This is a genomic window from Stenotrophomonas riyadhensis (assembly GCF_040256885.1).
Taxonomy (GTDB): domain Bacteria; phylum Pseudomonadota; class Gammaproteobacteria; order Xanthomonadales; family Xanthomonadaceae; genus Stenotrophomonas; species Stenotrophomonas riyadhensis.
The window spans coordinates 3,179,513-3,202,692 of sequence record NZ_CP155568.1; the positions used below are offsets into that span (position 1 = coordinate 3,179,513).

Here is a 23,180-nt window from a genome sequence, read left to right on the forward strand (position 1 = left end):
CGATACACAAATCGTCAACATTCAGGTATAAGCTGTTCTCCCGATGGAGACAGACACTACACGCTTGGGTCTGATCGAAGCCGGAGCTCCGTTTTCTGCTCCGGGCGCCGAAGCATCGCCCAACGCCACGACGCTGCATCGCCCCGGTTCGGTCCGGCTGCTCTCGCTGGATGCCCACGGACGCGTACTGGACTGGATCACCTGGCAGGATGCGGCCTGCCTCTACGCTCGTGAAGCCGTGGCCTGGACGCTGGGCGATCCGTGCCTGCACATCCACGGCGGTACCAACCGCTTCAGCGGCCTGCAGAGCGGCATGGACCTGCACCCGATCATCGCCGCCCGCGGCCACGCCCGCTCCCGCGCGATCGACCCCACGCCGAACCTGACCAACCCGGCCCTGTTCGCCCGCGACGCGCACCTGTGCATGTACTGCGGCCAGCAGTTCAACCGCCCCACGCTCACCCGCGACCACGTCATGCCGCTGTCCAAGGGTGGCCTGGACTGCTGGGAAAACGTGGTCACCGCCTGCTTCCACTGCAACTCGCGCAAGAGCGACCGCACCCCGCAGCAGGCCGGAATGCCGTTGCTGGCGGTGCCTTACCGGCCCAGCTGGATCGAGCACCTGATCCTGTCCAACCGCAACATCCTGGCCGACCAGATGGCCTTCCTGAAGGCGCAATTGCCCAAGCGGTCAAAACTGAGCACCTGAATCGCTGAAAATGCAACCCTCACCGTCCTGTCACGGGCGGCGGCGTTTGCTTGCCCCACCCCCGTTTGAGGGCGAAAATGGGCGTTCAGAACAAGTGCGAACATGATGATCGACTCTGCCCGCTATCCCCGCCTCGCGCGCATCCAGACACCGGATGACCTGCGCACGTTCGACGAATCCGAATTGAGGGCGGTCGCCGACGAACTGCGCGCCTACCTCATCGAGTCGGTGGGCAAGAGCGGCGGCCACTTCGCCGCCGGCCTGGGCGTGATCGAACTCACCGTGGCCCTGCACTACCTGTACCAGACTCCGCAGGACCAGCTGGTCTGGGACGTCGGTCACCAGACCTACCCGCACAAGATCCTGACCGGTCGCCGCGACGAGATCCACACCGTCAAGCAGAAGGACGGCGTCGCGCCATTCCCGAAGCGCGAAGAGAGCGAGTACGACACCTTCGGCGTCGGCCACTCCTCGACCTCGATCTCGGCCGCACTCGGCATGGCCATCGCCCGCCAGTCCGAAGGCGACAACCGCCAGGTCGTTGCGGTGATCGGTGATGGTGCAATGACCGCCGGCATGGCCTTCGAAGCGCTGATGCACGCCGGCGGCATGGAGCCCGAGCCGAACCTGCTGGTGATCCTCAACGACAACAACATGTCGATCTCGGAGGCGGTGGGTGGCCTGACCAAGATGCTCGGCCGCGCCACCGGCAGCCGCACGCTCAACGCGCTGCGCGAAGGCGGCAAGAAGATCCTCGGCGACAAGAAGAACAACCCGGCGCGCTTCGTGAAGCGCTGGGAAGAACACTGGAAGGGCATGTTCGTGCCGTCCACGATGTTCGAGGAAATGGGCTTCCACTACACCGGTCCGATCGACGGTCACGACATGTCCGCCCTGCTGTCCACGCTGAAGACGCTGCGCGCCTCCAAGGGCCCGAAGCTGCTGCACGTGATGACCACCAAGGGCAAGGGCTACGAGCCGGCCGAAGGCGACCAGATCGGTTACCACGCCGTCGGCCCGTTCGATCCGGACAAGGGCCTGGTGGCCAAGGCCGGTGCCAAGAAGCCGACCTACACCGATGTGTTCAGCGACTGGCTGTGCGATGCCGCCGCCGCCGAGCCGCGCCTGTACGGCATCACCCCGGCGATGCGCGAGGGCTCCGGCCTGGTGCGCTTCAGCAAGGAATACCCGCAGCGCTATTTCGACGTGGCAATTGCCGAACAGCACGCGGTCACCCTCGCCGCCGGCATGGCCACCCAGGGTGGCAAGCCGGTGGTGGCGATCTACTCGACCTTCCTGCAGCGTGCGTACGACCAGCTGGTGCATGACGTGGCCATCCAGGACCTGGACGTGCTGTTCGCGATCGACCGCGCCGGCGTGGTCGGCCCGGACGGCGCCACCCATGCCGGCAACCTCGACCTGAGTTTCCTGCGCTGCGTGCCGAACATGGTGGTGATGGCACCGTCCAACGAAGCCGAGTGCCGGCAGATGCTCAGCACTGGCCTGCAGCATCCGGGCCCGGCTGCCGTGCGCTATCCGCGCGGCACCGGCACCGGCGTGGCCGCCGGCACCGACCTGTCGACCCTGCCGATCGGCAAGGGTGAGCGGCGCCTGCAGGGCAGCCGCGTGGCACTGCTGGCCTTTGGCAGCACCGTGGCGGCCGCCGAACAGGTCGGGCGCGAGCTGGGCCTGAGCGTGGTCAACATGCGCTTCATCAAGCCGCTGGACCGCGAGCTGGTGCTGGCCGTGGCCGCCCAGCACGAGGGCCTGGTGACGATCGAAGACAACGTGGTGGCCGGTGGCGCCGGTTCCGGCGTCGGCGAGCTGCTCAACGCCGAAGGCGTACTGCGCCCGATCCTGCATCTGGGCCTGCCAGACAGCTATCAGCACCACGCCAGCCGCGAGGACCTGCTGGCCGAGGCCGGCATCGATGCGGCGGGCATTCGTGCGGCAGTGCTCAAGCGCTGGCCGCAGCTGGCTGCCGGGACCCCGCCGCTCAGCGCGGCAGGCTGAAGCCGGTCACCACCAGTAGATCCACGCATGGCGTGGATCTACTGCGGAACAGGGGTCGATCCACGCCATGCGTGGAGACAGATGCAAAGTAGATCCACGCCGTGCGTGGCTAGCGGGCTCCGGAACGATGATCTGGCCGGAAACCCCAACCCTCAGCCGTAGCTGACCGCTTCCACGAACGCACCGCTGGCCTCCACCCGCACCGCAGCGCGCTGCCCGGTGTCGACGAAGTGGAGGCGTGCAAGGGTTTCAGCGAAATCGTAGGCCCGGGCACCATCGCGGAACTCGATCGGTTCCGGCCGGTCCGGGTGCAGCACGCGCCATTGGCGTTGCTCGCATTGCAGGCGGATCAACATGCAGCTCACTCCTTGAGGCAGCGTATCGACGGTGGCGGGACGGGCGTGCCGGTTACGGCAGACTTCATCGCGACGGATCAGGGGCACGCAGGGGTGCCCTGATCACAGAAGATACGACGTTCAAAATGTGAGCTGTATCAGATTATTCTGATTTTCGATGGGCGAGTTCAATTCACCTGGAACTGCGCCCGGCAGCCGTCGCTGACCCAGATGCCACGACGGTTCCAGCCCCAGGTCTGGCCCTCGATGCAGGCGCTGCGTGAATCCTGACGCACCAGGCGCACACCACGACGGATGCGGGCATCACAGTACTCCTGGCGGTGGCCGTTGGAATGGCAGGTGATCACCTCACCCCCGCCCCAGCCATTGCCACCGTTACCCCAGCCGTTGCCATGGCCACCACCCCAGCCACCGCCACGGCGGTACTCGCCAACGAACTCGGCACGGCAGCCCTGGGTGACCCACACACCGTAGCGCGATTGCCCCCAGGTCTCGCCTTCCACGCACGGCGAACCGGACAACTGGCGGATCATCCGGGCACGGCCTTCCAGGCGGCATTCATTGCTGCGGTTCTTGATCGATTCGCAGCGGACGATGCCGCCGCCATCACGACCGCCATAGCGATCGTCGTCATAACCGTAGCCATAGCTCTGCGCCTGCGCGCCGCCTGCGGCCGCCAGCATCGGCAGCAGCGTGCAGGCCAGGGTTCGCCAGGTGAGTGCCTTGCCCATCGGAATCTCCGGATGAATACGATGGCGCAAGCATCCGGGATTCGTGGCGCGGCGCACAGGGGGGCGACCACGGCGGTTTTTTCCCCATTCAAACAACTCAACCGTGGCTGACTGCGCCTCGGCCGGTGGCGTCACTCCCCGATATGGAGCGCATCCACGGTGCTGCCGAGCGCCTCGACCCGGACCGTGCTGCGCTGGCCGGTGCGACGATGGTGCTCGAGGGCCAGCGCAGCGGCCGCGTCGAAGGCATCGGCACCGCGGGCGTAACGGGTGGCGTCACCCGCCTTCGGATGCAACACGGACCAGTGCCGGGCAGTGCATTGGACAGTAAAGACCATGAGAAGCTCCTGCGGAAGGAAAGAGGCGGTGACAGGCGGCAGGGCCACGTGCCAGTACACCCTCAGGCTATCGATCGCGTCGGAGATGGCCTATCAGATTTGTACGAAAATGCCTCAGGATTCGGTCGGGCGCTTCCCAACCCTCACATCCCTGAGGCTGTTTAGTGAAGGCGTTCCGTGACCCTTGTCACGGAGTTGACGGAGCTTCACACTACCGTCACCAACAGGGGCCCCTTCCACATGCGCACCTTCTTCTCGCAGCAGCGCTGGACGCTGCTGAAGTTCTATTTCGTGGCCAGCTATCTGGTGCTGATTGAAGAGCTGATCCGCGCCGCCATGCACTGAGCGCTTGCTGGAGGGCTATTTGCGACAGACACTGTCGCTTTAGGCACGGAGCCCGCCCGATGAAAGCGCTTCTTCTGATTCCAGCCCTGCTGGTGCTGACCGCATGCGCCAACCAGCACGACGCCGCCGCACGTGCCGATGCGGCGCCCACCTCGTCTGCGATACCGAAGGTGGGCGGCGATCGCGATGCCCACGGATGCATTGGTTCGGCCGGCTACCAGTGGTGCGAGCACAGCCAGCGTTGCGAACGCCCGTGGGAACTGGCACAGGCACAGGGCCTGGCCAATACCGCCGAGGCCATCGATGCCTACTGCGCGAAGCCGGCCAGCCCGGCACGCAAGTGAGGCGCGCACCCCATGGCTGAGCTGAGCCCGCTACCCACCCTCGCCCCGGGTCGCTACCGCCACTTCAAGGGCGGCGAGTACGAAGTGCTCGATATCGTCCGCAGCAGCGAGACGCTGGAGCCACTGGTGCTGTATCGCGCGCTCTATGGCGAAGGCGGCCTGTGGGTGCGCCCGTATACCATGTTCGTCGAACAGGTAGCGGGCGAACACGGACCGCAGCCGCGTTTCGCCCGCATCGACGCATGACGGTTCCGCTGCCGGCCCTGGCCGGCAGCGCGGTAACGCCACGGGCCTGCGTTACAATCGTACCGTCCAGTCGGTTTCTTCCCGCCATGTCCGCATCCCCCTCCCGCTCGCGCCGCAAGGCGCCCGACAGCGTGCGCCAGTCACTGCTGCAGGCCACCATTGAAGTGATCGGCCGAGATGGCCTGGCCGCGTTGACCGTGCAGGACGTCGCACAGGCCGCCGGTGTCAGCAAGGGTGCGCTGTTCCATCATTTCAGCAGCAAGCAGGCACTGGTGGATGAAGCCATCGGAGCGCTCATCGGCGAATTCGAAGCGCGGGTGCGTGCCCTGCTGCAGGAAAACCCCGAAGGGCATGGCCGTTTCAGCCGCGCCTATGTGCAGGCCAATTTCGAGCATCTGCTGCAGCAGGAACAGGACAACGACATCGGCCTGACCCTGGGCAACCTGATGGAACCAGCCCTGCTCGCGCATTGGCGTACCTGGAAGCGTGCGATGCTGGCCGAGTTCGCCGGCGAAGCCAACGATCCGCGACTGTATGCGGCGCGCTGCGCTGCCGATGGCTACTGGGCCACGGCCTATGGGCGTCCGCTGGACGAGGAAGAACGCGCCAACGCATTGGCGATGGCCGAACAGGCCCTGAAACTATGCGACCCGCAGTGAGCAGGAGCGCTCAATGAATCCCTATCTCTACCTTGCCGCTGCCATCGTGCTGGAAGTAATTGCCACGTCGCTGCTGAAGGCATCCGACGGCATGAGCCGGCTGGCGCCGACACTGGGCGCGCTGGTCGGCTATGTACTGTGCTTCTACCTGCTGTCGGTGACCATGAAATCGATACCGACCGGCATTGCCTACGCCATCTGGTCCGGCGTCGGCATCGTGCTGATCTCGTTGATCGGGCTGGTGGTGTTCAAGCAGCGCCTGGATCCGCCGGCGTTGATCGGCATCGGCCTGATCTGTGCTGGCGTACTGGTGATCAATCTGTTCTCGCACAGCAGCGCACACTGAGTACGCTGCTGCGCGATCAACGTTAGCTGACCTTCTTCGCTACGGTCATGCCGAGCAGGAACAGCACCACGGCGATGATGATGCCGGCCCAGAACAGGAACTTGGCGATGCCGACCGCGGCGCCGGCAATGCCGCCGAAGCCGAGCACGCCCGCAATGACGCCGATGATGGCGAAGATGATGGCCCACTTGATCATGTCAAACCTTTCCCCGTGGGGACTGCGTACTGGATGATCAGGCTAGGCCGTAGCCGATGCGGCAGTCGTGAACAGGCCGCGTACGCGGCGTGAATCAGCGCGGGCGGAAACGCAGCAGGGCCACTGCAAAGGCCAGGAAAACGCTGCCCACCAGCCGCTCGAACCAGCGCCGCGCGAAGGGTTTGGCCAACCATCGGCGCAGGCCATGGCCACCGGCGGCATACATCACGTACCAGAACAGTTCGCAGCCGGCGAAGGTGGCGACCAGCACGCTGTACTGCAGCGCCTGGCCACGCGACGGGTCGACGAACTGCGGCAGGAACGCCGCAGCGAACAGCAGCAGCTTGGGATTGCTCAGGCCCACCAGAAGGCCACCACGGAACACCTTCCACGCGCCCAGCGACGCCGCAACCGGCAGCGCGGCATCGACCGTCACCGGTGGTGCCGGCCGGCAACTGTCACGCCATGCCTTCAGGCCCAGCCAGGCCAGATAGGCCACGCCCAGATAGCGCAGCACCTCAAACAGCATCGGCGAGGAATGCAGCAGCGCACTCAGGCCTGCTGCGGAGGCCGCCAGCACCAGCAGCATCGCCAGCAGGCAGCCAGCCATCGCCGGCACGCTACCGCGAAAGCCGAGCCCGACGCTGCGACCGAGGATATGCAGCATGTTCGGCCCCGGCGTACCACACAGAACGAACACCGTGGCGAGGAACCACCACCAGGTATGCAGGGCCATATCGGACATCCACTTCAGAAGATCCCACCAGCATAGAGTGCGCCGGCCTGGCGCGGCACACACAGCGCAGCATGGATGCGGTGGTTACAGAGGCAGGCTCAGGCCGCGAGCGCGTCGCGCCGTACCAGTACCTGGTCGATCAAGCCCCATTCGCATGCCTGCTCGGCACTCATGAAACGATCGCGGTCCAGGGTCTGCTCGACCTCCTCGACACTGCGTCCGCAATGCTGCGCATACAGCCGGGTGATGCGCTGCTTGGTGCGCTGCATTTCCTCGGCATGGATGAAGATGTCCGACGCCTGGCCCTGCACCCCGCCCAGCGGCTGATGCACATGCAGGCTGGCATTGGCCAACGCCGCACGGTGACCGGGCTCGCCGGCCATCAGCAGGAACGATCCCATCGACCGCGCGGTGCCCATGCACAGCGTATGCACCGGGGCCGAGATGTATTGCATGGTGTCGTACATCGCCAGGCCGCTGGAGATCACTCCACCCGGCGAGTTGATGTACAGATGGATCGGCTTCTCCGGGTTTTCCGATTCCAGGAACAGCAGCTGCGCGCAGACCAGCGCCGACACAGTGTCATCGACTTCACCGTTGAGAAAGATGATGCGCTCGCGCAGGAGCCGCGAGTAGATGTCATGGGAGCGCTCACCGCGCTCGCTGCGTTCCACCACCATTGGTATCAGCTGCATTCTGTCCCGCATGTGCCTGCTCCCTGTAGCGTTCGATCCAGGCGCCGGCTCAGGCCGCGCGCATCATGGTGCGATGATCGTCGTTGGCGGCCAACGGCAGCAGCGCGCGCAGGTCGGTGAGCCGATGCACGATGGTCAGCACCGTCCCCCCGCCGTCCGCGCGCAGCCGGAAACACACCAGGCTGTGCAGATGCGGGGGCTGCGCATCGCGCAGGTGGAACCCCAGTTCCCGCCCCTCCTCGCACAGGCAAGGCTGCGGATCGGCAAGATCGGCCGCAGGCAACCAGCGCTCACGCAGCGCCGGATCGAACAGTGCGCGCCAGACCCGTTCCGGTGGCGCTGGCAGCCACTGCTCCATCACCAACGCGGGAGCCGCTTCGTTCAGAACATCGTCCATCAGTCCATCTCCTTCAGCAGATCCTGCAAGGCATCCATCCGCGCGGGCCAGTAGGCCCGGTAGCGCTGCAGCCAGTTGCCGATGTGCGCCAGCCCGCGCGGATCGACCTCGTAGTGGACGAAACGGCCTTGGCGCTGTTCGCTCACCAGCCCGGCATCGCGCAGCACCGCCAGGTGCTGGGACATCGCAGACTGGCTGATCGCCATGCCCTCGCGCAGCGCGCTGGCATGCTGCCCGCCCTCGGCCAGCTTTTCGAAGATGTGGCGGCGGGTGGGGTCGGCCAGCGCTTTGAAGAGGGCGTTCTCGATCATGACCAACACATTAGCAATCACTAATGTGTAGTGCAACTTCCGCATCGGCTGTGCTGCAATGACGGCTCCCCGGCATGGAGCTGTGCATGAAGACCCTTGGCCTGATCGGCGGCATGAGCTGGGAAAGCTCGGCGCAGTATTACCGGCTCATCAACGAGGACGTGCGGCAGCGCCTCGGTGGCGCACATTCGGCGCAGCTGCTGCTGTGGTCGGTCGACTTCGCCCCGATCAAGCAGCTGCAGCATGACGGCGACTGGGATGCGCTGGGCGACCACATGGCCGACGCTGCACGGCGCCTGCAGGCCGGCGGCGCCGATCTGCTGCTGATCTGCACGAACACCATGCACAAGCTGGCCGACCGCATCGAGGCTGCCTGCCCCGTCCCGCTGCTGCATATCGCCGACCCCACCGCCCAGGCCATCGTGCAGGCAGGCGCTCGCAAGGTGGGCCTGCTCGGCACCGCCTTCACCATGGAACAGGACTTCTACCGCGGCCGGCTGCAGGAGCGCTTCGGGCTGGAGGTACTGGTACCCGAAGCCGATGATCGTCGCAGCGTGCACGACATCATCTACCAGGAGTTGATTGCCGGTGTGATCCGCGAACGCTCGCGGCAGGTCTACGCCGACGTGATCGCGCGCCTGGTGGCACGCGGTGCCGAAGCCATCATCCTGGGCTGTACCGAGATCATGCTGCTGGTAGGGCCGGAGGACAGCGCCGTGCCGCTGTTTGATACCACTGCACTGCATGCGCGGGCGGCGGTGGACGCGGCGCTGGCGTGAATCGATGCGCGCCGGAGCGCGGGATCAGTCCGCGCCCTGCACTTCCAGCGCGGTGATGAGCCAATCGACCACCGCCTGCGAATCACACAGGAAGAAGATGGCATCACCGGAGCGCGCTTCGGTGAGCAGGCGATAGACCGTGATCGCCACCGCCGACTGATTGGCGATGAACACTTCCGGGCTGCGCGGCCCCTCACTGTGGCCGGCAACCGCGTGCAGCGCCTTGCGTGCGGCCACGGTCGCTGCCGGGTCCGCGCTACGGGTCAGTTCCGGCCCGCGCAGGCCCCAGGCAATGAACACATGCTTGCCCTTGAACGTAGTGTCCAGGACCCGCACCTCGGCGCCGCCTGCGTCGGCCGAGCGATGAATGACGGTACTGCTGATCAACGCAACCCCCTGTGGTCGTCGTGGTCCGCGCATCCTCCCTCACAGGCCGCCCGCACGCCAGTGACGGCAGCCACAGGCTGCGCCGACAGGCGTGGAAGACATGTAAGAAGGTGTAAACCGATGCGATCGGATGTGCAGCGATGATACGGGATGTAAGCCTCTGCATGGGCCGGTGCGCACTACTAAATCCCTACTGAGCCACTTCCGGAACGATGCGTTCCGACGCCCCCGTGCTGGGTCATTCTTGCCGCCCGAATCCCCGCCCGAGGCTCCCCATGACCCTTCGCCTGCTGCTGCCGATCACCGGCGCCGCCCTTGCCCTGCTGCTGGCCGCCACCACCGTGGCCGCCCAGGACTACGACACTGATCACATTCCGGCGCTGCGCTGCGAATCCCAGTTCAACAAGACCGAGCAATGCCCCATCGAGGGCCCGATGCGCCTGGCCAGGCAACTGTCGGTCACCCGCTGCGTGGAGAACCAGAACTGGGGCCAGAGCCGCCGCACGTTGTGGGTGACCGACGGCTGCCGCGCCGAGTTCGTTGCCGACGGCTATGGGCGCGGACGCTGGCCGGGCCGCGGCAGGGACCGTGACGATGATGGCGAGCGCCTGGTCTGCGAGTCCTACGAAAAGAAGGACAAGGAATGCCGTATACGTGTGCGCCACGAGGTGCGCCTGGTCAAGCAGAAGTCGGTGACGGCCTGCATCGAGGACCAGAACTGGGGCTGGGACCGACGCGGGATCTGGGTCAGCGACGGCTGCCGTGCCGAGTTCCGGGTGTATTGACTGCCGAGCACGCGCTGGTTGCGGCGGGTGCGACTGCGCCTGCGGCAGAGCCGATAGACTGGGCCCTCCTGTCAGGAGCCCGATCATGCCCGCTGCGACCGTGCTGCGTGTCCGCGACGCGACGCCAACCGATGCCTCTGCGCTGATCGCACTCGACAGCGTGGCGGCAAGCGACCCTCGACGGGCGGAACAGATCGGCGAGTGGTTGGCGCAGGGCAACGTGCATGTTGCCGAACAGGAGCGCGAGATCGTCGGCTACATGACCCTCCATGAGCACTTCTTCGGCGAAGCCTTCGTCGAAATGCTGATGGTCGCGCGCGGGCGGCGCAGCCAGGGCGTCGGCGCCGCACTGCTGCGGCACGCGATCGCACAGCGTGGGCAACGCAAGCTGTTCACCTCGACCAATGCCTCCAACATCGCCATGCAGCGCCTGCTCGTTGCATCGGGCTTCATCGACAGCGGCATCGTGCATGGACTGGATGACGGCGACCCGGAGCTGATCTACCGTTTTGCCGGCAGCTGATCGAGATACGCCGTCACCTTGGTGTCCAGCAGATCCATCAGCACGGGATCCATGCAGCGATAGTCGTCGGGAACATCGAGGCAATGCAGGCGCTTGTGTTCCAGCAGGCGCGCGTATGCGGCCTGCAGTCGATGCTGATGCTTGGCCTCCATTACGAAGATGACATCGGCCCAGCGGATGTCCGCCGGGCCGATGGGGCGTCGTGCATGCGGGCTGGTGCCAGCCGACCGCGCAGTGAAGCCGGGCCGCCGTCGCCACATGGCTTCGGCGGTCGGGCTGCGCAGCTGGTTGCGGCTGCAGACGAACAGCAGGTTGATCATTCCTGTTCCTGCAGTTGGCGGGCGCTGAGCACCGGATAGGTGAAGCCCAGCTGGCGTGCGCGCGCGAGCTTGGCATCGCGCGTGTACAGCAGCTTCCAGTTCTTCTCGGGCTTGTAGCTGTCGGCGGTCGTGGCGCGGTCGCCACCACGGTTGCGGGCCTGGCTGCGACGCCAGGCACGGTTTCTTGCAGATTCCATGATGTGTTCTCGTGAGTACCGGGTTCAGCAGCCGCGGTAGTACGAGTGGCGCGCAGCATACACCGCGCGCACAAAAAAGCCCACGCATCGCTGCGCAGGCTTCTTGATTCATCACAGTGGTCGGGACGGCCGGATTCGAACCGACGACCCTCTGCCCCCCAGGCAGATGCGCTACCAGGCTGCGCTACGCCCCGACTGATGCTGCGATGTGCCCGCCAGTGCGGCGGGCCGTGAAGTATAGCGGATTACGATGGAAATGGGATCAGCGGCGCAACAACTGCAGCACTTCTTCCAGCTCCATGCGCACCTGCTTGATGATCTGGTTGCTCAGCGCCGATTCCTCGCGGGCATCGGGGCCATCCAGACGCAGGCGTGCACCACCGATGGTGTAGCCCTGTTCGTACAGCAGGCTGCGGATCTGCCGCACCATCAGCACGTCGTGGCGCTGGTAGTAGCGGCGGTTGCCTCGGCGCTTGGCCGGCTCAAGGCTGGGAAACTCGGTTTCCCAGTAGCGCAGCACGTGCGGCTTGACGTCGCACAGCTCGCTGACTTCACCGATGGTGAAGTAGCGCTTGGCCGGGATCGGCGGTAGTTCGCGGTTACTGCCCGGATCCAGCATAAGCTTCCACCCTCTCCTTGAGCTTCTGGCCCGGACGGAAGGTGACCACCGTACGGGCGGAAATCGGAATTTCCTCGCCGGTCTTGGGGTTGCGACCCGGGCGCTGGTTCTTGCGCCGCAGATCGAAATTGCCGAAGCCCGACAGCTTCACCTGACGTCCCTGTTCCAATGCTTCACGCAGCACATCGAAAAACGCGTCGACGAATTCCTTGGCTTCCCGCTTGTTCAGACCGACTTCGTCGAACAGCTTTTCCGCCATCTCCGCCTTGGTCAATGCCATTGCCTGCTACCCCCGAGTGCTGCCCGCTCAGCCGCGGATCCGGGCGTGATGTTCACGCTCGATGGCAGTGACCGCCTCGGCCACCACCGCATCCACGTCGCGGTCCGTCAGAGTGCGCGACTTGTCCTGCAAAATCAAGCCCATAGCGAGACTCTTGAATCCCGGCTCGACGCCCTGGCCGACGTAGCGGTCGAACAGGTTCAGGTCGCGCAGCAGCGGGCCAGCGGCCTGGCGGACGGTGGCCGCGAGATCGGCCCAGGCCACCTGTTCAGGCACCAGGAATGCCAGGTCACGACGCACTGCCGGGAAGCGCGACAGTTCGCCGGCACGCGGCAGGCGGCGGGCGGTCAGCGGCTCCAGGTCCAGTTCGAAGGCATAGACGTCGGCTTCGATGTCCATTGCCTTGGCCAGACGCGGGTGAATCTGGCCGATCCAGCCGATCGCCACGCCATCGCGGAACACCTCGGCCGAACGGGCCGGGTGGCCGTAAGGGCGGGCCGACGGGCGGAACTCCAGTACCGCACCACTGGCAGCGGCCAGCGACTCCAGGTCGCCCTTCAGGTCATGGAAATCGACCTTGCGGGCCGGCAGGCCCCACTGCAGTGCCTGTGCATCGCCACAGACCGCAGCGGCCACGCGCGGGGTCTCCAGCGGCGCCGGCCGGCTTTCGCCGAGCGACGCGTCGCCGGCCTGCTGGGCGAACACACGGCCCAACTCGAACAGGCGCACGCGGCCGATCTGGCGGGCGGCATTGCGGCCCAACGTGGCGACCAGGCCTGGCAGCAGCGACGGGCGCATCACCGCCAGTTCGGCCGACAGCGGGTTGGCCAGCGGTACCAGGCCGTCGCGCAGCTGCCACTGGCTCAGCAGCGCATCGTCGACGAAGGCGAAATTGACGGTTTCCTGCTGGTCACGGGCGATCAGCTGGCGGCGCACGCTCAGCGCGTCCAGCTGGGTCTCGCTCGGCATCGCCACGCGCGAGGCGCCGCCCGGCAGCGTGGTCGGGATCTGCTCGTAACCGTGGATGCGGGCCAGCTCTTCGATCAGGTCTTCTTCGATGGCGATGTCGAAGCGGCGGCTCGGCGCCGTGACCTGCCAGCCGTCGGCGGTGGCAACCACGTCCATGCCCAGCGCGCGCAGGATGCGCTCGACTTCCGCATCTTCGATGGTGATGCCGAGCACGCGGGTGATGCGGGCGCGGCGCAGCACGATGGTTGCCGGCTGCGGCAGATCGGCCTCACGCACGGCCTCGGTGACCGGCGCCGGGGTGCCGCCGGCCAGGTCCAGCACCAGGCGGGTGGCGTACTCGATGGCGGTACGCGGCAGTGCCGGGTCGACACCGCGCTCGAAGCGGTGGCCGGCATCCGTGTGCAAGCCCAGCTTGCGGCCACGGCCCATGATCGCGGCTGGCGCGAAATGCGCGGCCTCCAGGAACACGGCAGTGGTGGCATCGGTGACACGGGTGTCGAAACCGCCCATCAGGCCGGCCAGGCCGACCGCACGATCGGCGTCGGTGACCACCAGGAAGCTGTCGTCCAGCGCAGCATCGCGGCCGTCCAGCAGCTTCAGGCTCTCGCCGGCACGCGAACGGCGCACGGCGATGCTGCCCTGCAGGGTGCCCAGGTCGTAGGCATGCATCGGCTGGCCGAGCTCGAGCATCACGTACTGGGTGATGTCGACCAGCAGCGAGACCGGGCGCACGCCACTGCGGCGCAGGCGCTCGGCCATCCACAGCGGGGTCTCGGCGGCGGCGTTGACACCTTCGATGACGCGGCCCAGGTAACGCGGTGCTTCGGCGCCGGCGTCGAGCTGGATGGCCAGCTCACGGTTGCCGATGGCGGGAATCGTCTCGGTGGTGAAATCCAGCACGTCGCTGCGGGTGGCGGCGGCGACGTCATAGGCGATACCGCGCAGGCTGAAGCAGTCGGCGCGGTTCGGGGTCAGCTTGATCTCGATGCTGGCGTCCGGCAGGCCCAGGTACTCGACCAGAGCCTGGCCGACCGGTGCGTCATCCGGCAGCTCCAGCAGGCCGGAGGCATCGTTGTCCAGGCCCAGCTCCTTGGCCGAGCACAGCATGCCGTTGGACTCGACACCGCGCAGCTTGGCCGGCTTGATCTTCAGCTCGCCAATCTGCGCGCCGACCATCGCCAGCGGCGCAACCAGGCCCGGACGTGCGTTCGGTGCGCCGCACACGATCTGCAGCAGCTCGCCCTGCCCGGCATCGACCTTGCACACCTGCAGGCGGTCGGCTTCCGGATGGCGTACGGCGTCGACGATGCGCGCCACGACCACGTGCTCGAGGCCTTCGCCCAGCGCGGTCACGTCTTCCACTTCCAGGCCGATGGCGGTCAGCACCGCACTCAGTTCATCGCGCGAAGCGCGGGTCGGGACGTGGCTGCGCAGCCAGTTTTCGGAGAATTTCATGGTGTCACCCTGGTGGGCCCGGCGCATGCGCCTGGGCCTGCGAATTTAGAAGCAGTCGAGCAAGCTCGACTCTACGGACCGGCGCTTACGCGAACTGCTTGAGGAAGCGCACATCGTTCTCGAAGAACGCGCGCAGATCGTTGACGCCGTAACGCAGCATCGCAAAGCGCTCCACGCCCATGCCGAAGGCAAAGCCGGTGTAGCGCTCCGGATCGATGCCGACGTTGCGCAGCACGTTCGGATGGACCATGCCGCAGCCGAGCACTTCCAGCCAGCGGGTGCTGCCATCGGGCTGCTGCCAGGCGATGTCCACTTCCGCACCCGGTTCAACGAACGGGAAGTAGCTGGGGCGGAAGCGCATCTCGAAGTCGCGCTCGAAGAACGCACGCACGAACTCAGCCAGCGTGCCCTTCAGGTCGGCGAAGGTCGAATGCTCGTCCACCAGCAGGCCTTCCACCTGGTGGAACATCGGCGAATGGGTCTGGTCGCTGTCGCTGCGGTACACCTTGCCCGCGGCGATCATGCGCAGCGGCGGCGCGTGGTCGCCCATGTAGCGCACCTGCACGCCCGAGGTGTGCGTGCGCAGCAGGCGGCCGTCGCCGAAGTAGAAGGTGTCGTGCATGGCACGCGCCGGATGGTGCGGCGGGAAGTTCAGCGCCTCGAAGTTGTGCCAGTCGTCCTCGATCTCCGGACCTTCCGACAGCTCGTAGCCCAGCCGGGCGAAGATGCCGGTGATGCGCTCCAGGGTGCGGGTGATCGGATGCAGGCCGGCACGATCGCCATTGCGGCCCGGCAGGGTGATGTCGATGGTTTCGGCGGCCAGGCGTGCATCCAGTGCAGCGTCTTCCAGCAGCGCCTTGCGCTCTCCCAGCGCGCGGGTCAGCGCGTCGCGGGCCTGGTTGATCGCTTCACCGGCGGCCTTGCGCTCGTCGGCCGGCAGGGCGCCGAGCTGCTTGAGCTGCGAGGTGATGCTGCCACTCTTGCCAAGCAGGGCCACGCGCAGCTGTTCCAGCACGTCGGGGCTCTGTGCGGCGGCCACATCGGCCAGCGCCTGGGTGGTGAGGGATTGGATGTCGCTCATGGGGGGCCGGAACTCCAGTCGATCTGCCATCGCGATGCGCGAAGGGCCGACCCCTGTCGCCACCGCCGTCCCCGCGCTGCCGCTGTGGCCTCGCCGGGACCCAAAAAAGAATGGGGAAGGACTTGCGCCCTTCCCCATGCATTGCCTTGACCTGACACCGTTCCGAGTGAACGGTTACGGCATCGGGAAGGACTTATGCCGCCAGCGCGCCCTTGGCCTTTTCGGCCAGCGCGGTAAAGCCGGCTGCGTCGTGCACGGCGATGTCAGCCAGGACCTTGCGATCCAGGGTGATGCCGGCCTTCAGCAGACCGTTCATGAAGCGGCTGTAGCTCAGGCCGTTGATGCGGGCAGCCGCATTGATACGGGTGATCCACAGCGAACGGAAGTTGCGCTTCTTCTGCTTACGGCCGATGTAGGCGTACTGCTGTGCCTTGATGACCGCCTGCTTGGCGACGCGGAAGACCTTGCGACGGGCGTTGTAATAGCCCTTGGCGAGATCCAGAATCTTCTTGTGGCGGCGACGCGCCTGTACGCCACGCTTAACTCGTGCCATTTTTCAGTTCCTCAGAGGTAAGGGAGCATGCGGTCCAGACGGCCTGCGTCTTCTGCACGGACATGGCCCGTCTGACGCAGATTACGCTTACGCTTGGTCGCTTTCTTCGTGAGGATGTGGCTACGGTTGGCGTGGCCGCACTTGTACTTGCCCGAGGCGGTCTTGCGGAAACGCTTGGCCGCTGCCCGGTTGGTCTTGATCTTGGGCATTGCAATGTCCTTGATGGGATATGACCCTGGTTTCTGACTGATCTGGCGGCGGCCTGGGCCGCTCTTTCCGTCCTGCCATGATCGGCGTACGACCCGTCCTGGGTGGGTCGAGCCGGGCATGATACAGGCAAAACCGCCCTGCCACCAGCCCCTGCAACCCTTTCGCCGGCAATTCACCGGCTTCCTGCAAAAGCAAAGGGACGCCCATGGCGCCCCTCTACCCTGAACCATTCAGCCAGGCGCCCCGGAAGGCGGCCCGTCAGGCCTCAGGTCTTCTTCTTCGGCGCGATCATCATGACCATCTGACGCCCTTCCAGGCGCGGACGGGATTCAATGACGATGTCCTCGCCCAGATCGGTCTCGATCCGGTTGGCCATTTCGCGGCCCAGTTCCTGGTGGCTCATTTCACGGCCACGGAAACGGATGTTGACCTTGATCTTGTCACCATCCTCGAGGAACCCGCGCATCTTGCGCAGCTTGATCTGGTAGTCGCCCTCGTCCGTGACCGGACGGAACTTCACTTCCTTGATCTCGACCTGCTTGGTCTTCTTCTTGGCCTCGCTGGCCTTCTTCTGCGCTTCGAACTTGAACTTGCCGAAGTCCATGATCTTGCAGACCGGCGGATCGGCCTGCGGCTGGATTTCGACCAGGTCCAGGCCTTCATCTTCGGCCATGGACAGCGCTTCGTCGCGCGACAACACGCCGATCATTTCTCCGTCACTGCCGATCACGCGGACGCGCGGCACACGGATTTCCTGATTCTTGCGGTTCTGTTTGTTGTCAGGGGTGCTGATATTACGTTCTCCCAAGGGTATCGAACCGGTCCGGGTGCCTGTGCCCCCGGACCGGACCTTTGCTTACGCGCCCTCGGCCTCGAGCCGCTCGATGAAGGCCTGCAGGCTCATGCTGCCCAGGTCTTCGCCAGAACGCGTACGCACCGCCACAGCCCCATTTTCCTTCTCGCGGTCACCAATGACCAGCAGGTAGGGCACGCGCTGCAACGTATGCTCGCGGATTTTATAGCCGATCTTCTCGTTACGCAAATCCGAGCTGACGCGGAAGCCTTGCTCCGCAAGGGTTTTGGTCACGCCCGAGACGTACTCGGCCTGAGCGTCGGTGATGTTGGCCACCACCACCTGGGTCGGCGCCAGCCAGGTCGGGAACTGGCCGGCATGGTGCTCGATCAGGATGCCCAGGAAGCGCTCCATCGAGCCCACGATGGCGCGATGCAGCATGACCGGGTGCTTCTTCTGGCTGTTCTCGTCCACGTACTCGGCGCCCAGACGGCCCGGCATCATGAAGTCGACCTGCATCGTGCCCAGCTGCCAGGTACGGCCGATCGCGTCCTTCAGGTGGTACTCGATCTTCGGGCCGTAGAAGGCGCCCTCGCCCGGCAGCTCCTGCCACTCCACCCCGTTGCTGGACAGTGCCGAGCGCAGCGCGCCCTCGGCCTTGTCCCAGGTGGCGTCATCGCCCAGGCGCGATTCCGGACGCAGCGCGATCTTGACCTGGATCTCATCGAAGCCGAAGTGCTGGTAGACCGCCAGCGCCTGCTGGTGGAACGCGGTCACTTCCGCCTCGACCTGGTTTTCCGTGCAGAACACGTGGCCGTCGTCCTGGGTGAAACCACGCACGCGCAGGATGCCGTGCAGCGCGCCGGACGGCTCGTTGCGGTGGCAGGCACCGAACTCACCATAGCGGATCGGCAGGTCGCGGTAGCTGTGCAGGCCCTGGTTGAACACCTGCACGTGGCCCGGGCAGTTCATCGGCTTGAGCGCGTAGGTGCGCTTCTCCGATTCGGTGAAGAACATCGCGTCCTGGTAGTTGTCCCAGTGGCCGGATTTCTGCCACAGGCTCACGTCCAGGATCTGCGGGCAGCGCACTTCGCCGTAGCCGGTCTTGCGGTACACCTTGCGCATGTACTGCTCGACCACCTGCCACAGTGCCCAGCCCTTCGGGTGCCAGAACACCAGGCCCGGCGCTTCTTCCTGCAGGTGGAACAGGTCCTGCTGCTTGCCGATGCGGCGGTGGTCGCGCATCTCGGCTTCTTCGATGCGCTTGATGTACGCCTCGAGCTGCTTCTTGTCGGCCCAGGCGGTGCCGTAGATGCGCTGCAGCTGTTCGTTCTGCGCGTCGCCACGCCAGTAGGCGCCGGAGATGCGGGTCAGCTTGAAGGCCTTCAGGAAGCGCGTGTTCGGCACGTGCGGGCCGCGGCACATGTCCACGTATTCCTGGTGGTAATACATGCCCATCGCCTGGATGTCGTCGGACATGTCCTCGATCAGGCGCAGCTTGTAGTCCTCGCCACGGGCCTTGAAGATCTCGATCACTTCGGCGCGCGGCGTCACCTTCTTGATGACGTCGTAGTCCTGGGCGATCAGTTCACCCATGCGCTTCTCGATCGCGGCCATGTCGTCCGGGGTGAACGGGCGCTCGGAGTAGATGTCGTAGTAGAAGCCCTCGGCGATCACCGGGCCGATCACCATCTTCACGTCCGGGTACAGCTGCTTGACGGCGTGGCCGACCAGGTGGGCGCAGGAGTGGCGGATGATCTCAACGCCCTCCTCGTCCTTGGCGGTGATGATGCGCAGGCTGGCATCGTGGTCGATGACGTCGCTGGCATCGACCAGCACGCCATCCACGGCACCGGCGATGGTGGCCTTGGCCAGGCCGGCGCCGATCGACTGGGCGACCTCCATGACGCTGACGGGGTTTTCGAATTCGCGGCGGCTGCCGTCGGGAAGAGTAATGTTGATCATCGCAGTGGCTTCGTGCGGGGCCCGCAGGGCGGGCTGGAAAGCGTTCCCGGGGCGGCGCCCGGGCAACAAAAAAGCGCCGCGAGGGCGCCTGGAACACAGGGCCTTCGGGGGCAGGTCAACAGTGGGCGGTGGTAGTGCTCATGTCGCACGCTCGGCCGGCGCTGGGCGCGGGCCACCTTGTTCCAGTCAGGGTTCTACGCTGATCTTAAACCAGCGCAGGGGAAAGCCCAAGGCCTACCGTACGGTCCGCTGAATGGGTCTCGCTGGCGGCGTGAAATTGCAATGATTACCATGTCGGCGCAGGCCGCCCTGTGCCAGCCTGCCCGCTTTCCCCCAGGACCCCGTGATGCGCCACCCGCTCCGACCGGCTCCCGCCGGCCCCGCCCGTGCCCCGCGTTCGCCGGCCCGCTGCCACGCTGGCCGCCCGCGATGATCACCGTCGGCCTTTCCACGCTCGGCTTCTGCAGCCTGGGCATGCTGGCGGCGATGTTCTCGGCGCTGGCCTTCTATGCCGCCTCGCCGCACTGCCGCTGGCCGCGCCTGCGCCGTGCCGGCCGCCTTGGCCGCCAGATCGGCCTGGTCGCCGCTGCCGCCGCGCTGTGGCTGTGGATGGCCGAGCTTGGTTTTGCCGCCGGCCTGGTGGCGATGCTGTGCACCTGGATGCTGGCCGCCATGCTGCTGCCGGCGCTGGCGGCCTGGCACCGCCCCGGCACGGAGTCGCCGTGATGTGGCCGCGCGCCTTCGCCGGCATCGTGGTCGGCTTCCTCCTGGCCGCCGCCGTCACCGGCCTGCTGGCATGGCTGCCGCCCGGCCCGTGGCAACGGGCGCTGGTGCCGACCCTCATCGCCTTCATCCCGCTATGGATGCTGGCCGCCCTGTGGGCGTTCAGTTTCCGCAGCGCGCTGCGCGCCTGGCTGGTGCTGGCCGGCAGCGCCGCCGCCGGCTTTGCCGTGCTCGGGCTGCTGCGCCTGACCGGCGCGGTGCAATGAGACCTTTCCCATGAAGTTCAGTTCGCAGACGCTGCGCACGTTCACCACCCTGCACACCTGGGTCGGCCTGGTTGCCGGCTTCGGCCTGTTCGTGGCCTTCTACGCGGGTGCGCTGACCCTGTTCCACCACGACCTGCCGCTGTGGCAGACGCCCGGTGCAGCCACCGCACTCCCCGCCGGCCTGGACGACGCGCAGTACCTGCTGGAAGACGTGCTTGCCGCGCATCCGGAAGCGCGCCGCCACGTCGGCATGACCTTCCCCGGCACCGAACACCCGCAGCCACTGGCCTACTGGCAGGCCGATGACGGCAGCTGGCGCTACGCCTGGCCGGGACAGATCGCCGGCAGCCCGACGCCGCCACAGACCGGGCTGGCCGAACTGGTCAACGAGCTGCATTACAGCCTCGGCCTGCCGGTGGCCGGCATCTACGTGATGGGCATCGTCAGCCTGCTGTATGGCATGGCACTGCTGAGTGGCCTGGTGATCCACCTGCCAAAGCTGTTCGGTGATCTGTTCGCACTGCGTCCGGGCCGCAACCTGAAACAACTGTGGCAGGACGCGCACAACGTGATCGGCGTGCTCAGCCTGCCCTTCCACCTGATGTTCGCGGTCACTGGCGCCCTGCTCTGCCTGGTGTTCGTGCAGATGGCCCTGCTCAACCCGCTGATCTACGACGGCAAGGCCCTGCAGGCGGTACCGACCGCAATGGACACCGCGCCCGTGCGCGACGCCAGCGGCATCCCGGCACCGCCGGGCAGCCTGCGCGTGCTGCATGCACGCGCGCTTGAAGTGGCCCGCGCACAGGGCGTGGCCAATTTCGAACCGGCCTACCTGAAGCTGGCCAACGCCGGCGATGCCAACGCCACCATCGAGATCACCGGCGAATCCACCGGAACGCTCGGCCCGCTCGGCGCGGTGGCACTGGACGTGGCCACCGGCAACGTCCTGGCCTCGCAGCTGCCCGGCCAGCGCGACGCCAACCACGCCACGCTCAGCGCGGCCTATGCCCTGCACTTCGGCGAGTTCGGCAACGGCGTAGTGGTCTGGCTGTACTTCCTGCTCGGCCTTGGCGGTGCCTTCCTGTTCTACTCCGGCAACCTGTTGTGGATCGAATCGCGGCGCAAGCGTCGCCAGCCGCAGCAACCGCGTGCCGGGGTGAACATGGCACGGGCCACGGTCGGCGTCTGCATCGGGCTGTGCGTTGCGATTTCGGTGGCGTTCGTCACCGCACTGGTGCTGGAGCGGCTGGCACCGTCCGCGGTCGACCACGGCATCCGCTGGGCCTGCTTCGGCAGCTGGGCGGCCTGTGCGCTGTGGGCCGCGCTGCGACGCCCGGCGCAGGCGGCACGCGAACTGCTGTGGGCGGCGGCGATCAGCACCGCGCTGGTGCCGATCCTGCATGGCGCGCTCAATGGTGACTGGCTGTGGCGTGCTGCTGCGCGTGGCCACTGGCCGCTGTTCTGGGTCGATGCCATCGCGCTGGCCATGGCCTTCGGCTTCGCCCGCCTGGCAGTGGCCAGCCAACGCCGCGCCCGCAACGGCGATCCCAACAGCGTCTGGGCCAACTGAGCCGTCGCCGGGCATGACCCGGCGCAGCCAGGCGAGGTTCAATCGCCGATGCGTGCCTTCTGCCAGGGACCCAGCATGGCGTTGAGCAGGCTCGCCTGTTCGTCGTCGCCGGTCAGCTCCCACATGAAGACGCCGGCCAGGCCCTGCTCACGGGCGAACTGCGCACGCAGGCCGATCGAGCGCGGGTCTTCATAGCTGATGAAAACCTTCTGCTCGGCGTTGTACAGCCACGGGCTCTGCGCCTGTGGTTGCCAGTGCTTCGTCCAGCCCGGCTGGTCGAGATAACGCGCCTTGATCACCCGCCAATCGCCGGCATCGGCCGGTGCGCTGTAGGCCTGATACAGACCGTCCGGTGCATCGCCGGTGACCTTGAAGCCGCGCCCGTAGAACGGCACGCCCAGCACCAGCTTGTCGGCCGGCACACCATGCTCGCGGTAGTACTGCACTGCGCCGGCGACGTTGTTCCAGCGCCGCAGCTCCGGCGCCAACGGATCGGTCGGCACTTCATGCAGGGGCGCATTGAACGTCGACACCGATGAGAAGCCGGTGCCCATGTCGTAGCTCATCAGGTTGATGAAATCGAACACCTTGGCCAGCGCCGGCAGGTCATAGCTTGCCGCTGGATCGTAGGGGCCATCGGTCTGCAGGCGACCGGCGGCCAGTGCGGCGGTCAACAGCATCGGCTGCCCCGCCTTGCGGCCATGCGCATCAAGGGCCACGCGGAACGCCTGCGCGAGCCGGGTCAGATTGGCGCGGTCCTGCGGACGGTGTGCCAGCTCCTTCGGCCCGCCACTGACCGGGAACTCCCAGTCGATGTCCACGCCATCGAAACTGCCAGCATGACGATCGAAGAACAGCGCCATGCATGAGTCGACCAGGCGCTTGCGGCTGGCCTCGGTCAGCGCTGCATCGGAGAATCCACCTGCCCCCCAGCCACCGATCGAAATCAGCGTGCGCAGATGCGGGTGCGCCTTCTTCAGCTCGGCCAGCGCCGCGAAATTCTTCGCCGCTTCCGCGCCGATCGTGCAGCGCCCGTCCTCGATGGTGGAGAACGCGTAGAACAGGTGGGTGAGGCGCTCGGCCGGAATGCTCGACACCGGGTAGCGCTCGGCCGAACCACCGGGGTAGTAGGCACCGAAGATCGGCGGCTGCGCGGGTGCCGCATGCACGGCAATGGGCAAGGCACCGGCAATCAGCACGGCAAGGGCAGCCACGGTCTGGCGGAACATGGGATCTCCCGGTTCGAAGGCGCAGCCACGTTAGCAAACGGATGGGGCTGTGGG

General features: G+C 66.2%; 32 protein-coding genes and 1 tRNA gene. 12 read left to right on the forward strand and 21 right to left on the reverse strand.

Annotated elements, in window-relative coordinates:
* The first annotated feature begins 43 nt into the window (after nucleotides 1-43).
* Nucleotides 44-709 (forward strand): HNH endonuclease, encoded by a 666-nt coding sequence (locus tag SriyCCGPB3_RS14860; protein ID WP_019336875.1) that lies wholly within the window; start codon nucleotides 44-46, stop codon nucleotides 707-709.
* Between the two features lie 105 nt (nucleotides 710-814).
* Nucleotides 815-2,722: a 1-deoxy-D-xylulose-5-phosphate synthase gene (gene dxs / locus SriyCCGPB3_RS14865; protein ID WP_350260378.1), complete on the forward strand. Its 1,908-nt coding sequence runs from the start codon at nucleotides 815-817 to the stop codon at nucleotides 2,720-2,722.
* A gap of 152 nt (nucleotides 2,723-2,874) precedes the next feature.
* Here dxs and SriyCCGPB3_RS14870 read toward each other — a convergent pair whose 3' ends face one another.
* The 3 genes from SriyCCGPB3_RS14870 to SriyCCGPB3_RS14880 form a co-directional block, all read right to left on the reverse strand.
* Nucleotides 2,875-3,078, reverse strand: coding sequence for a hypothetical protein (locus tag SriyCCGPB3_RS14870; RefSeq protein ID WP_005417823.1), 204 nt, complete (start codon nucleotides 3,076-3,078; stop codon nucleotides 2,875-2,877).
* A 167-nt stretch (nucleotides 3,079-3,245) separates the two neighbouring features.
* Nucleotides 3,246-3,809 carry a DUF3011 domain-containing protein gene (locus SriyCCGPB3_RS14875; protein WP_049401711.1) on the reverse strand — a complete coding sequence of 188 codons (564 nt, stop codon included), beginning with the start codon at nucleotides 3,807-3,809 and terminating at the stop codon, nucleotides 3,246-3,248.
* A 131-nt stretch (nucleotides 3,810-3,940) separates the two neighbouring features.
* On the reverse strand, nucleotides 3,941-4,147 hold the full coding sequence (locus SriyCCGPB3_RS14880; RefSeq protein ID WP_049423877.1) for a hypothetical protein: 207 nt from the start codon (nucleotides 4,145-4,147) through the stop codon (nucleotides 3,941-3,943).
* Between the two features lie 404 nt (nucleotides 4,148-4,551).
* Here SriyCCGPB3_RS14880 and SriyCCGPB3_RS14885 point away from each other — a divergent pair, with 404 nt between their 5' ends.
* The 4 genes from SriyCCGPB3_RS14885 to SriyCCGPB3_RS14900 all read left to right on the forward strand — a co-directional run bounded on the left by SriyCCGPB3_RS14885 (nucleotide 4,552) and on the right by SriyCCGPB3_RS14900 (nucleotide 6,087).
* Nucleotides 4,552-4,836, forward strand: coding sequence for a hypothetical protein (locus SriyCCGPB3_RS14885; RefSeq protein ID WP_032128670.1), 285 nt, complete (start codon nucleotides 4,552-4,554; stop codon nucleotides 4,834-4,836).
* A 12-nt stretch (nucleotides 4,837-4,848) separates the two neighbouring features.
* Nucleotides 4,849-5,082 carry a DUF1653 domain-containing protein gene (locus SriyCCGPB3_RS14890; RefSeq protein WP_180853657.1) on the forward strand — a complete coding sequence of 78 codons (234 nt, stop codon included), beginning with the start codon at nucleotides 4,849-4,851 and terminating at the stop codon, nucleotides 5,080-5,082.
* An 86-nt stretch (nucleotides 5,083-5,168) separates the two neighbouring features.
* On the forward strand, nucleotides 5,169-5,741 hold the full coding sequence (locus tag SriyCCGPB3_RS14895) for a TetR/AcrR family transcriptional regulator (RefSeq protein ID WP_032128668.1): 573 nt from the start codon (nucleotides 5,169-5,171) through the stop codon (nucleotides 5,739-5,741).
* Between the two features lie 13 nt (nucleotides 5,742-5,754).
* The gene (locus SriyCCGPB3_RS14900; protein WP_153855906.1) at nucleotides 5,755-6,087 is read left to right on the forward strand and encodes an SMR family transporter; all 333 of its coding nucleotides are present in this window, start codon (nucleotides 5,755-5,757) and stop codon (nucleotides 6,085-6,087) included.
* Between the two features lie 22 nt (nucleotides 6,088-6,109).
* On the opposite strand, the gene SriyCCGPB3_RS14905 is transcribed toward SriyCCGPB3_RS14900, so the two are convergent.
* From SriyCCGPB3_RS14905 to SriyCCGPB3_RS14925, 5 genes are all read right to left on the reverse strand, one after another.
* Complete coding sequence (locus SriyCCGPB3_RS14905) at nucleotides 6,110-6,283, reverse strand: DUF1328 domain-containing protein (protein WP_006380555.1); 174 nt, start codon at nucleotides 6,281-6,283, stop codon at nucleotides 6,110-6,112.
* Between the two features lie 94 nt (nucleotides 6,284-6,377).
* On the reverse strand, nucleotides 6,378-7,019 hold the full coding sequence (locus tag SriyCCGPB3_RS14910; RefSeq protein ID WP_032128667.1) for a LysE family translocator: 642 nt from the start codon (nucleotides 7,017-7,019) through the stop codon (nucleotides 6,378-6,380).
* A 98-nt stretch (nucleotides 7,020-7,117) separates the two neighbouring features.
* Nucleotides 7,118-7,726 (reverse strand): ATP-dependent Clp protease proteolytic subunit, encoded by a 609-nt coding sequence (locus SriyCCGPB3_RS14915; RefSeq protein WP_032128666.1) that lies wholly within the window; start codon nucleotides 7,724-7,726, stop codon nucleotides 7,118-7,120.
* Between the two features lie 37 nt (nucleotides 7,727-7,763).
* Complete coding sequence (locus tag SriyCCGPB3_RS14920; RefSeq protein WP_088026629.1) at nucleotides 7,764-8,111, reverse strand: polyketide cyclase; 348 nt, start codon at nucleotides 8,109-8,111, stop codon at nucleotides 7,764-7,766.
* Nucleotides 8,111-8,422, reverse strand: coding sequence for an ArsR/SmtB family transcription factor (locus SriyCCGPB3_RS14925; RefSeq protein WP_042358872.1), 312 nt, complete (start codon nucleotides 8,420-8,422; stop codon nucleotides 8,111-8,113). The genes SriyCCGPB3_RS14920 and SriyCCGPB3_RS14925 overlap by 1 nt, the downstream gene beginning before the upstream one ends.
* An 86-nt stretch (nucleotides 8,423-8,508) precedes the next feature.
* Here SriyCCGPB3_RS14925 and SriyCCGPB3_RS14930 point away from each other — a divergent pair, with 86 nt between their 5' ends.
* Nucleotides 8,509-9,201: an aspartate/glutamate racemase family protein gene (locus tag SriyCCGPB3_RS14930; RefSeq protein ID WP_110712971.1), complete on the forward strand. Its 693-nt coding sequence runs from the start codon at nucleotides 8,509-8,511 to the stop codon at nucleotides 9,199-9,201.
* A gap of 24 nt (nucleotides 9,202-9,225) precedes the next feature.
* Here the strand turns inward: SriyCCGPB3_RS14930 and SriyCCGPB3_RS14935 are convergent, their stop codons facing one another.
* The gene (locus SriyCCGPB3_RS14935; RefSeq protein ID WP_100435043.1) at nucleotides 9,226-9,621 is read right to left on the reverse strand and encodes a hypothetical protein; all 396 of its coding nucleotides are present in this window, start codon (nucleotides 9,619-9,621) and stop codon (nucleotides 9,226-9,228) included.
* Between the two features lie 242 nt (nucleotides 9,622-9,863).
* On the opposite strand from SriyCCGPB3_RS14935, the gene SriyCCGPB3_RS14940 reads away from it, so the two are divergent.
* Together SriyCCGPB3_RS14940 and SriyCCGPB3_RS14945 are read left to right on the forward strand one after the other, a co-directional pair.
* Nucleotides 9,864-10,373: a DUF3011 domain-containing protein gene (locus tag SriyCCGPB3_RS14940; protein WP_153855905.1), complete on the forward strand. Its 510-nt coding sequence runs from the start codon at nucleotides 9,864-9,866 to the stop codon at nucleotides 10,371-10,373.
* An 85-nt stretch (nucleotides 10,374-10,458) separates the two neighbouring features.
* The gene (locus SriyCCGPB3_RS14945; protein ID WP_153855904.1) at nucleotides 10,459-10,896 is read left to right on the forward strand and encodes a GNAT family N-acetyltransferase; all 438 of its coding nucleotides are present in this window, start codon (nucleotides 10,459-10,461) and stop codon (nucleotides 10,894-10,896) included.
* Here SriyCCGPB3_RS14945 and SriyCCGPB3_RS14950 read toward each other — a convergent pair.
* From SriyCCGPB3_RS14950 to thrS, 11 genes are all read right to left on the reverse strand, one after another.
* The gene (locus tag SriyCCGPB3_RS14950) at nucleotides 10,875-11,216 is read right to left on the reverse strand and encodes a low molecular weight protein tyrosine phosphatase family protein (RefSeq protein ID WP_153855903.1); all 342 of its coding nucleotides are present in this window, start codon (nucleotides 11,214-11,216) and stop codon (nucleotides 10,875-10,877) included. The genes SriyCCGPB3_RS14945 and SriyCCGPB3_RS14950 overlap by 22 nt on opposite strands.
* Nucleotides 11,213-11,413: a hypothetical protein gene (locus SriyCCGPB3_RS14955; RefSeq protein ID WP_153855902.1), complete on the reverse strand. Its 201-nt coding sequence runs from the start codon at nucleotides 11,411-11,413 to the stop codon at nucleotides 11,213-11,215. Before SriyCCGPB3_RS14955 ends, SriyCCGPB3_RS14950 begins: the two co-directional genes overlap by 4 nt.
* A gap of 117 nt (nucleotides 11,414-11,530) precedes the next feature.
* Nucleotides 11,531-11,607 (reverse strand) — tRNA-Pro (locus SriyCCGPB3_RS14960).
* Nucleotides 11,608-11,675: 68 nt separating this feature from the next.
* Entirely contained in the window at nucleotides 11,676-12,032 is a 357-nt protein-coding gene (locus SriyCCGPB3_RS14965) for a MerR family transcriptional regulator (protein WP_005410431.1), read from the reverse strand.
* A complete protein-coding gene (locus SriyCCGPB3_RS14970; protein ID WP_005410432.1) occupies nucleotides 12,013-12,312 on the reverse strand; it encodes an integration host factor subunit alpha in 300 nt (99 codons plus the stop codon). The genes SriyCCGPB3_RS14965 and SriyCCGPB3_RS14970 overlap by 20 nt, the downstream gene beginning before the upstream one ends.
* A gap of 27 nt (nucleotides 12,313-12,339) precedes the next feature.
* Nucleotides 12,340-14,736: a phenylalanine--tRNA ligase subunit beta gene (gene pheT, locus SriyCCGPB3_RS14975; RefSeq protein WP_153855824.1), complete on the reverse strand. Its 2,397-nt coding sequence runs from the start codon at nucleotides 14,734-14,736 to the stop codon at nucleotides 12,340-12,342.
* 85 nt (nucleotides 14,737-14,821) lie between these two features.
* Nucleotides 14,822-15,817 (reverse strand): phenylalanine--tRNA ligase subunit alpha, encoded by a 996-nt coding sequence (locus SriyCCGPB3_RS14980; protein WP_153855823.1) that lies wholly within the window; start codon nucleotides 15,815-15,817, stop codon nucleotides 14,822-14,824.
* Between the two features lie 193 nt (nucleotides 15,818-16,010).
* Nucleotides 16,011-16,370 carry a 50S ribosomal protein L20 gene (gene rplT, locus SriyCCGPB3_RS14985; RefSeq protein WP_006380762.1) on the reverse strand — a complete coding sequence of 120 codons (360 nt, stop codon included), beginning with the start codon at nucleotides 16,368-16,370 and terminating at the stop codon, nucleotides 16,011-16,013.
* A gap of 11 nt (nucleotides 16,371-16,381) precedes the next feature.
* Nucleotides 16,382-16,579, reverse strand: coding sequence for a 50S ribosomal protein L35 (rpmI, locus tag SriyCCGPB3_RS14990; protein WP_005410436.1), 198 nt, complete (start codon nucleotides 16,577-16,579; stop codon nucleotides 16,382-16,384).
* A 266-nt stretch (nucleotides 16,580-16,845) separates the two neighbouring features.
* The gene (gene infC / locus SriyCCGPB3_RS14995; protein ID WP_005410437.1) at nucleotides 16,846-17,388 is read right to left on the reverse strand and encodes a translation initiation factor IF-3; all 543 of its coding nucleotides are present in this window, start codon (nucleotides 17,386-17,388) and stop codon (nucleotides 16,846-16,848) included.
* A gap of 48 nt (nucleotides 17,389-17,436) precedes the next feature.
* Complete coding sequence (thrS, locus tag SriyCCGPB3_RS15000) at nucleotides 17,437-19,338, reverse strand: threonine--tRNA ligase (RefSeq protein WP_153855822.1); 1,902 nt, start codon at nucleotides 19,336-19,338, stop codon at nucleotides 17,437-17,439.
* 429 nt (nucleotides 19,339-19,767) lie between these two features.
* Between thrS and SriyCCGPB3_RS15005 the strand changes: the two genes are divergently transcribed.
* The 3 genes from SriyCCGPB3_RS15005 to SriyCCGPB3_RS15015 are packed head-to-tail and all read left to right on the forward strand — an operon-like array spanning nucleotide 19,768 to nucleotide 21,897.
* Entirely contained in the window at nucleotides 19,768-20,064 is a 297-nt protein-coding gene (locus tag SriyCCGPB3_RS15005; RefSeq protein WP_005410439.1) for a hypothetical protein, read from the forward strand.
* Entirely contained in the window at nucleotides 20,064-20,327 is a 264-nt protein-coding gene (locus SriyCCGPB3_RS15010; protein ID WP_153855896.1) for a hypothetical protein, read from the forward strand. The genes SriyCCGPB3_RS15005 and SriyCCGPB3_RS15010 overlap by 1 nt, the downstream gene beginning before the upstream one ends.
* A gap of 10 nt (nucleotides 20,328-20,337) precedes the next feature.
* Complete coding sequence (locus SriyCCGPB3_RS15015) at nucleotides 20,338-21,897, forward strand: PepSY-associated TM helix domain-containing protein (RefSeq protein WP_049401220.1); 1,560 nt, start codon at nucleotides 20,338-20,340, stop codon at nucleotides 21,895-21,897.
* A gap of 38 nt (nucleotides 21,898-21,935) precedes the next feature.
* Here SriyCCGPB3_RS15015 and SriyCCGPB3_RS15020 read toward each other — a convergent pair whose 3' ends face one another.
* The gene (locus SriyCCGPB3_RS15020; protein WP_153855821.1) at nucleotides 21,936-23,126 is read right to left on the reverse strand and encodes a glycoside hydrolase family 18 protein; all 1,191 of its coding nucleotides are present in this window, start codon (nucleotides 23,124-23,126) and stop codon (nucleotides 21,936-21,938) included.
* Nucleotides 23,127-23,180: the final 54 nt, after the last annotated feature.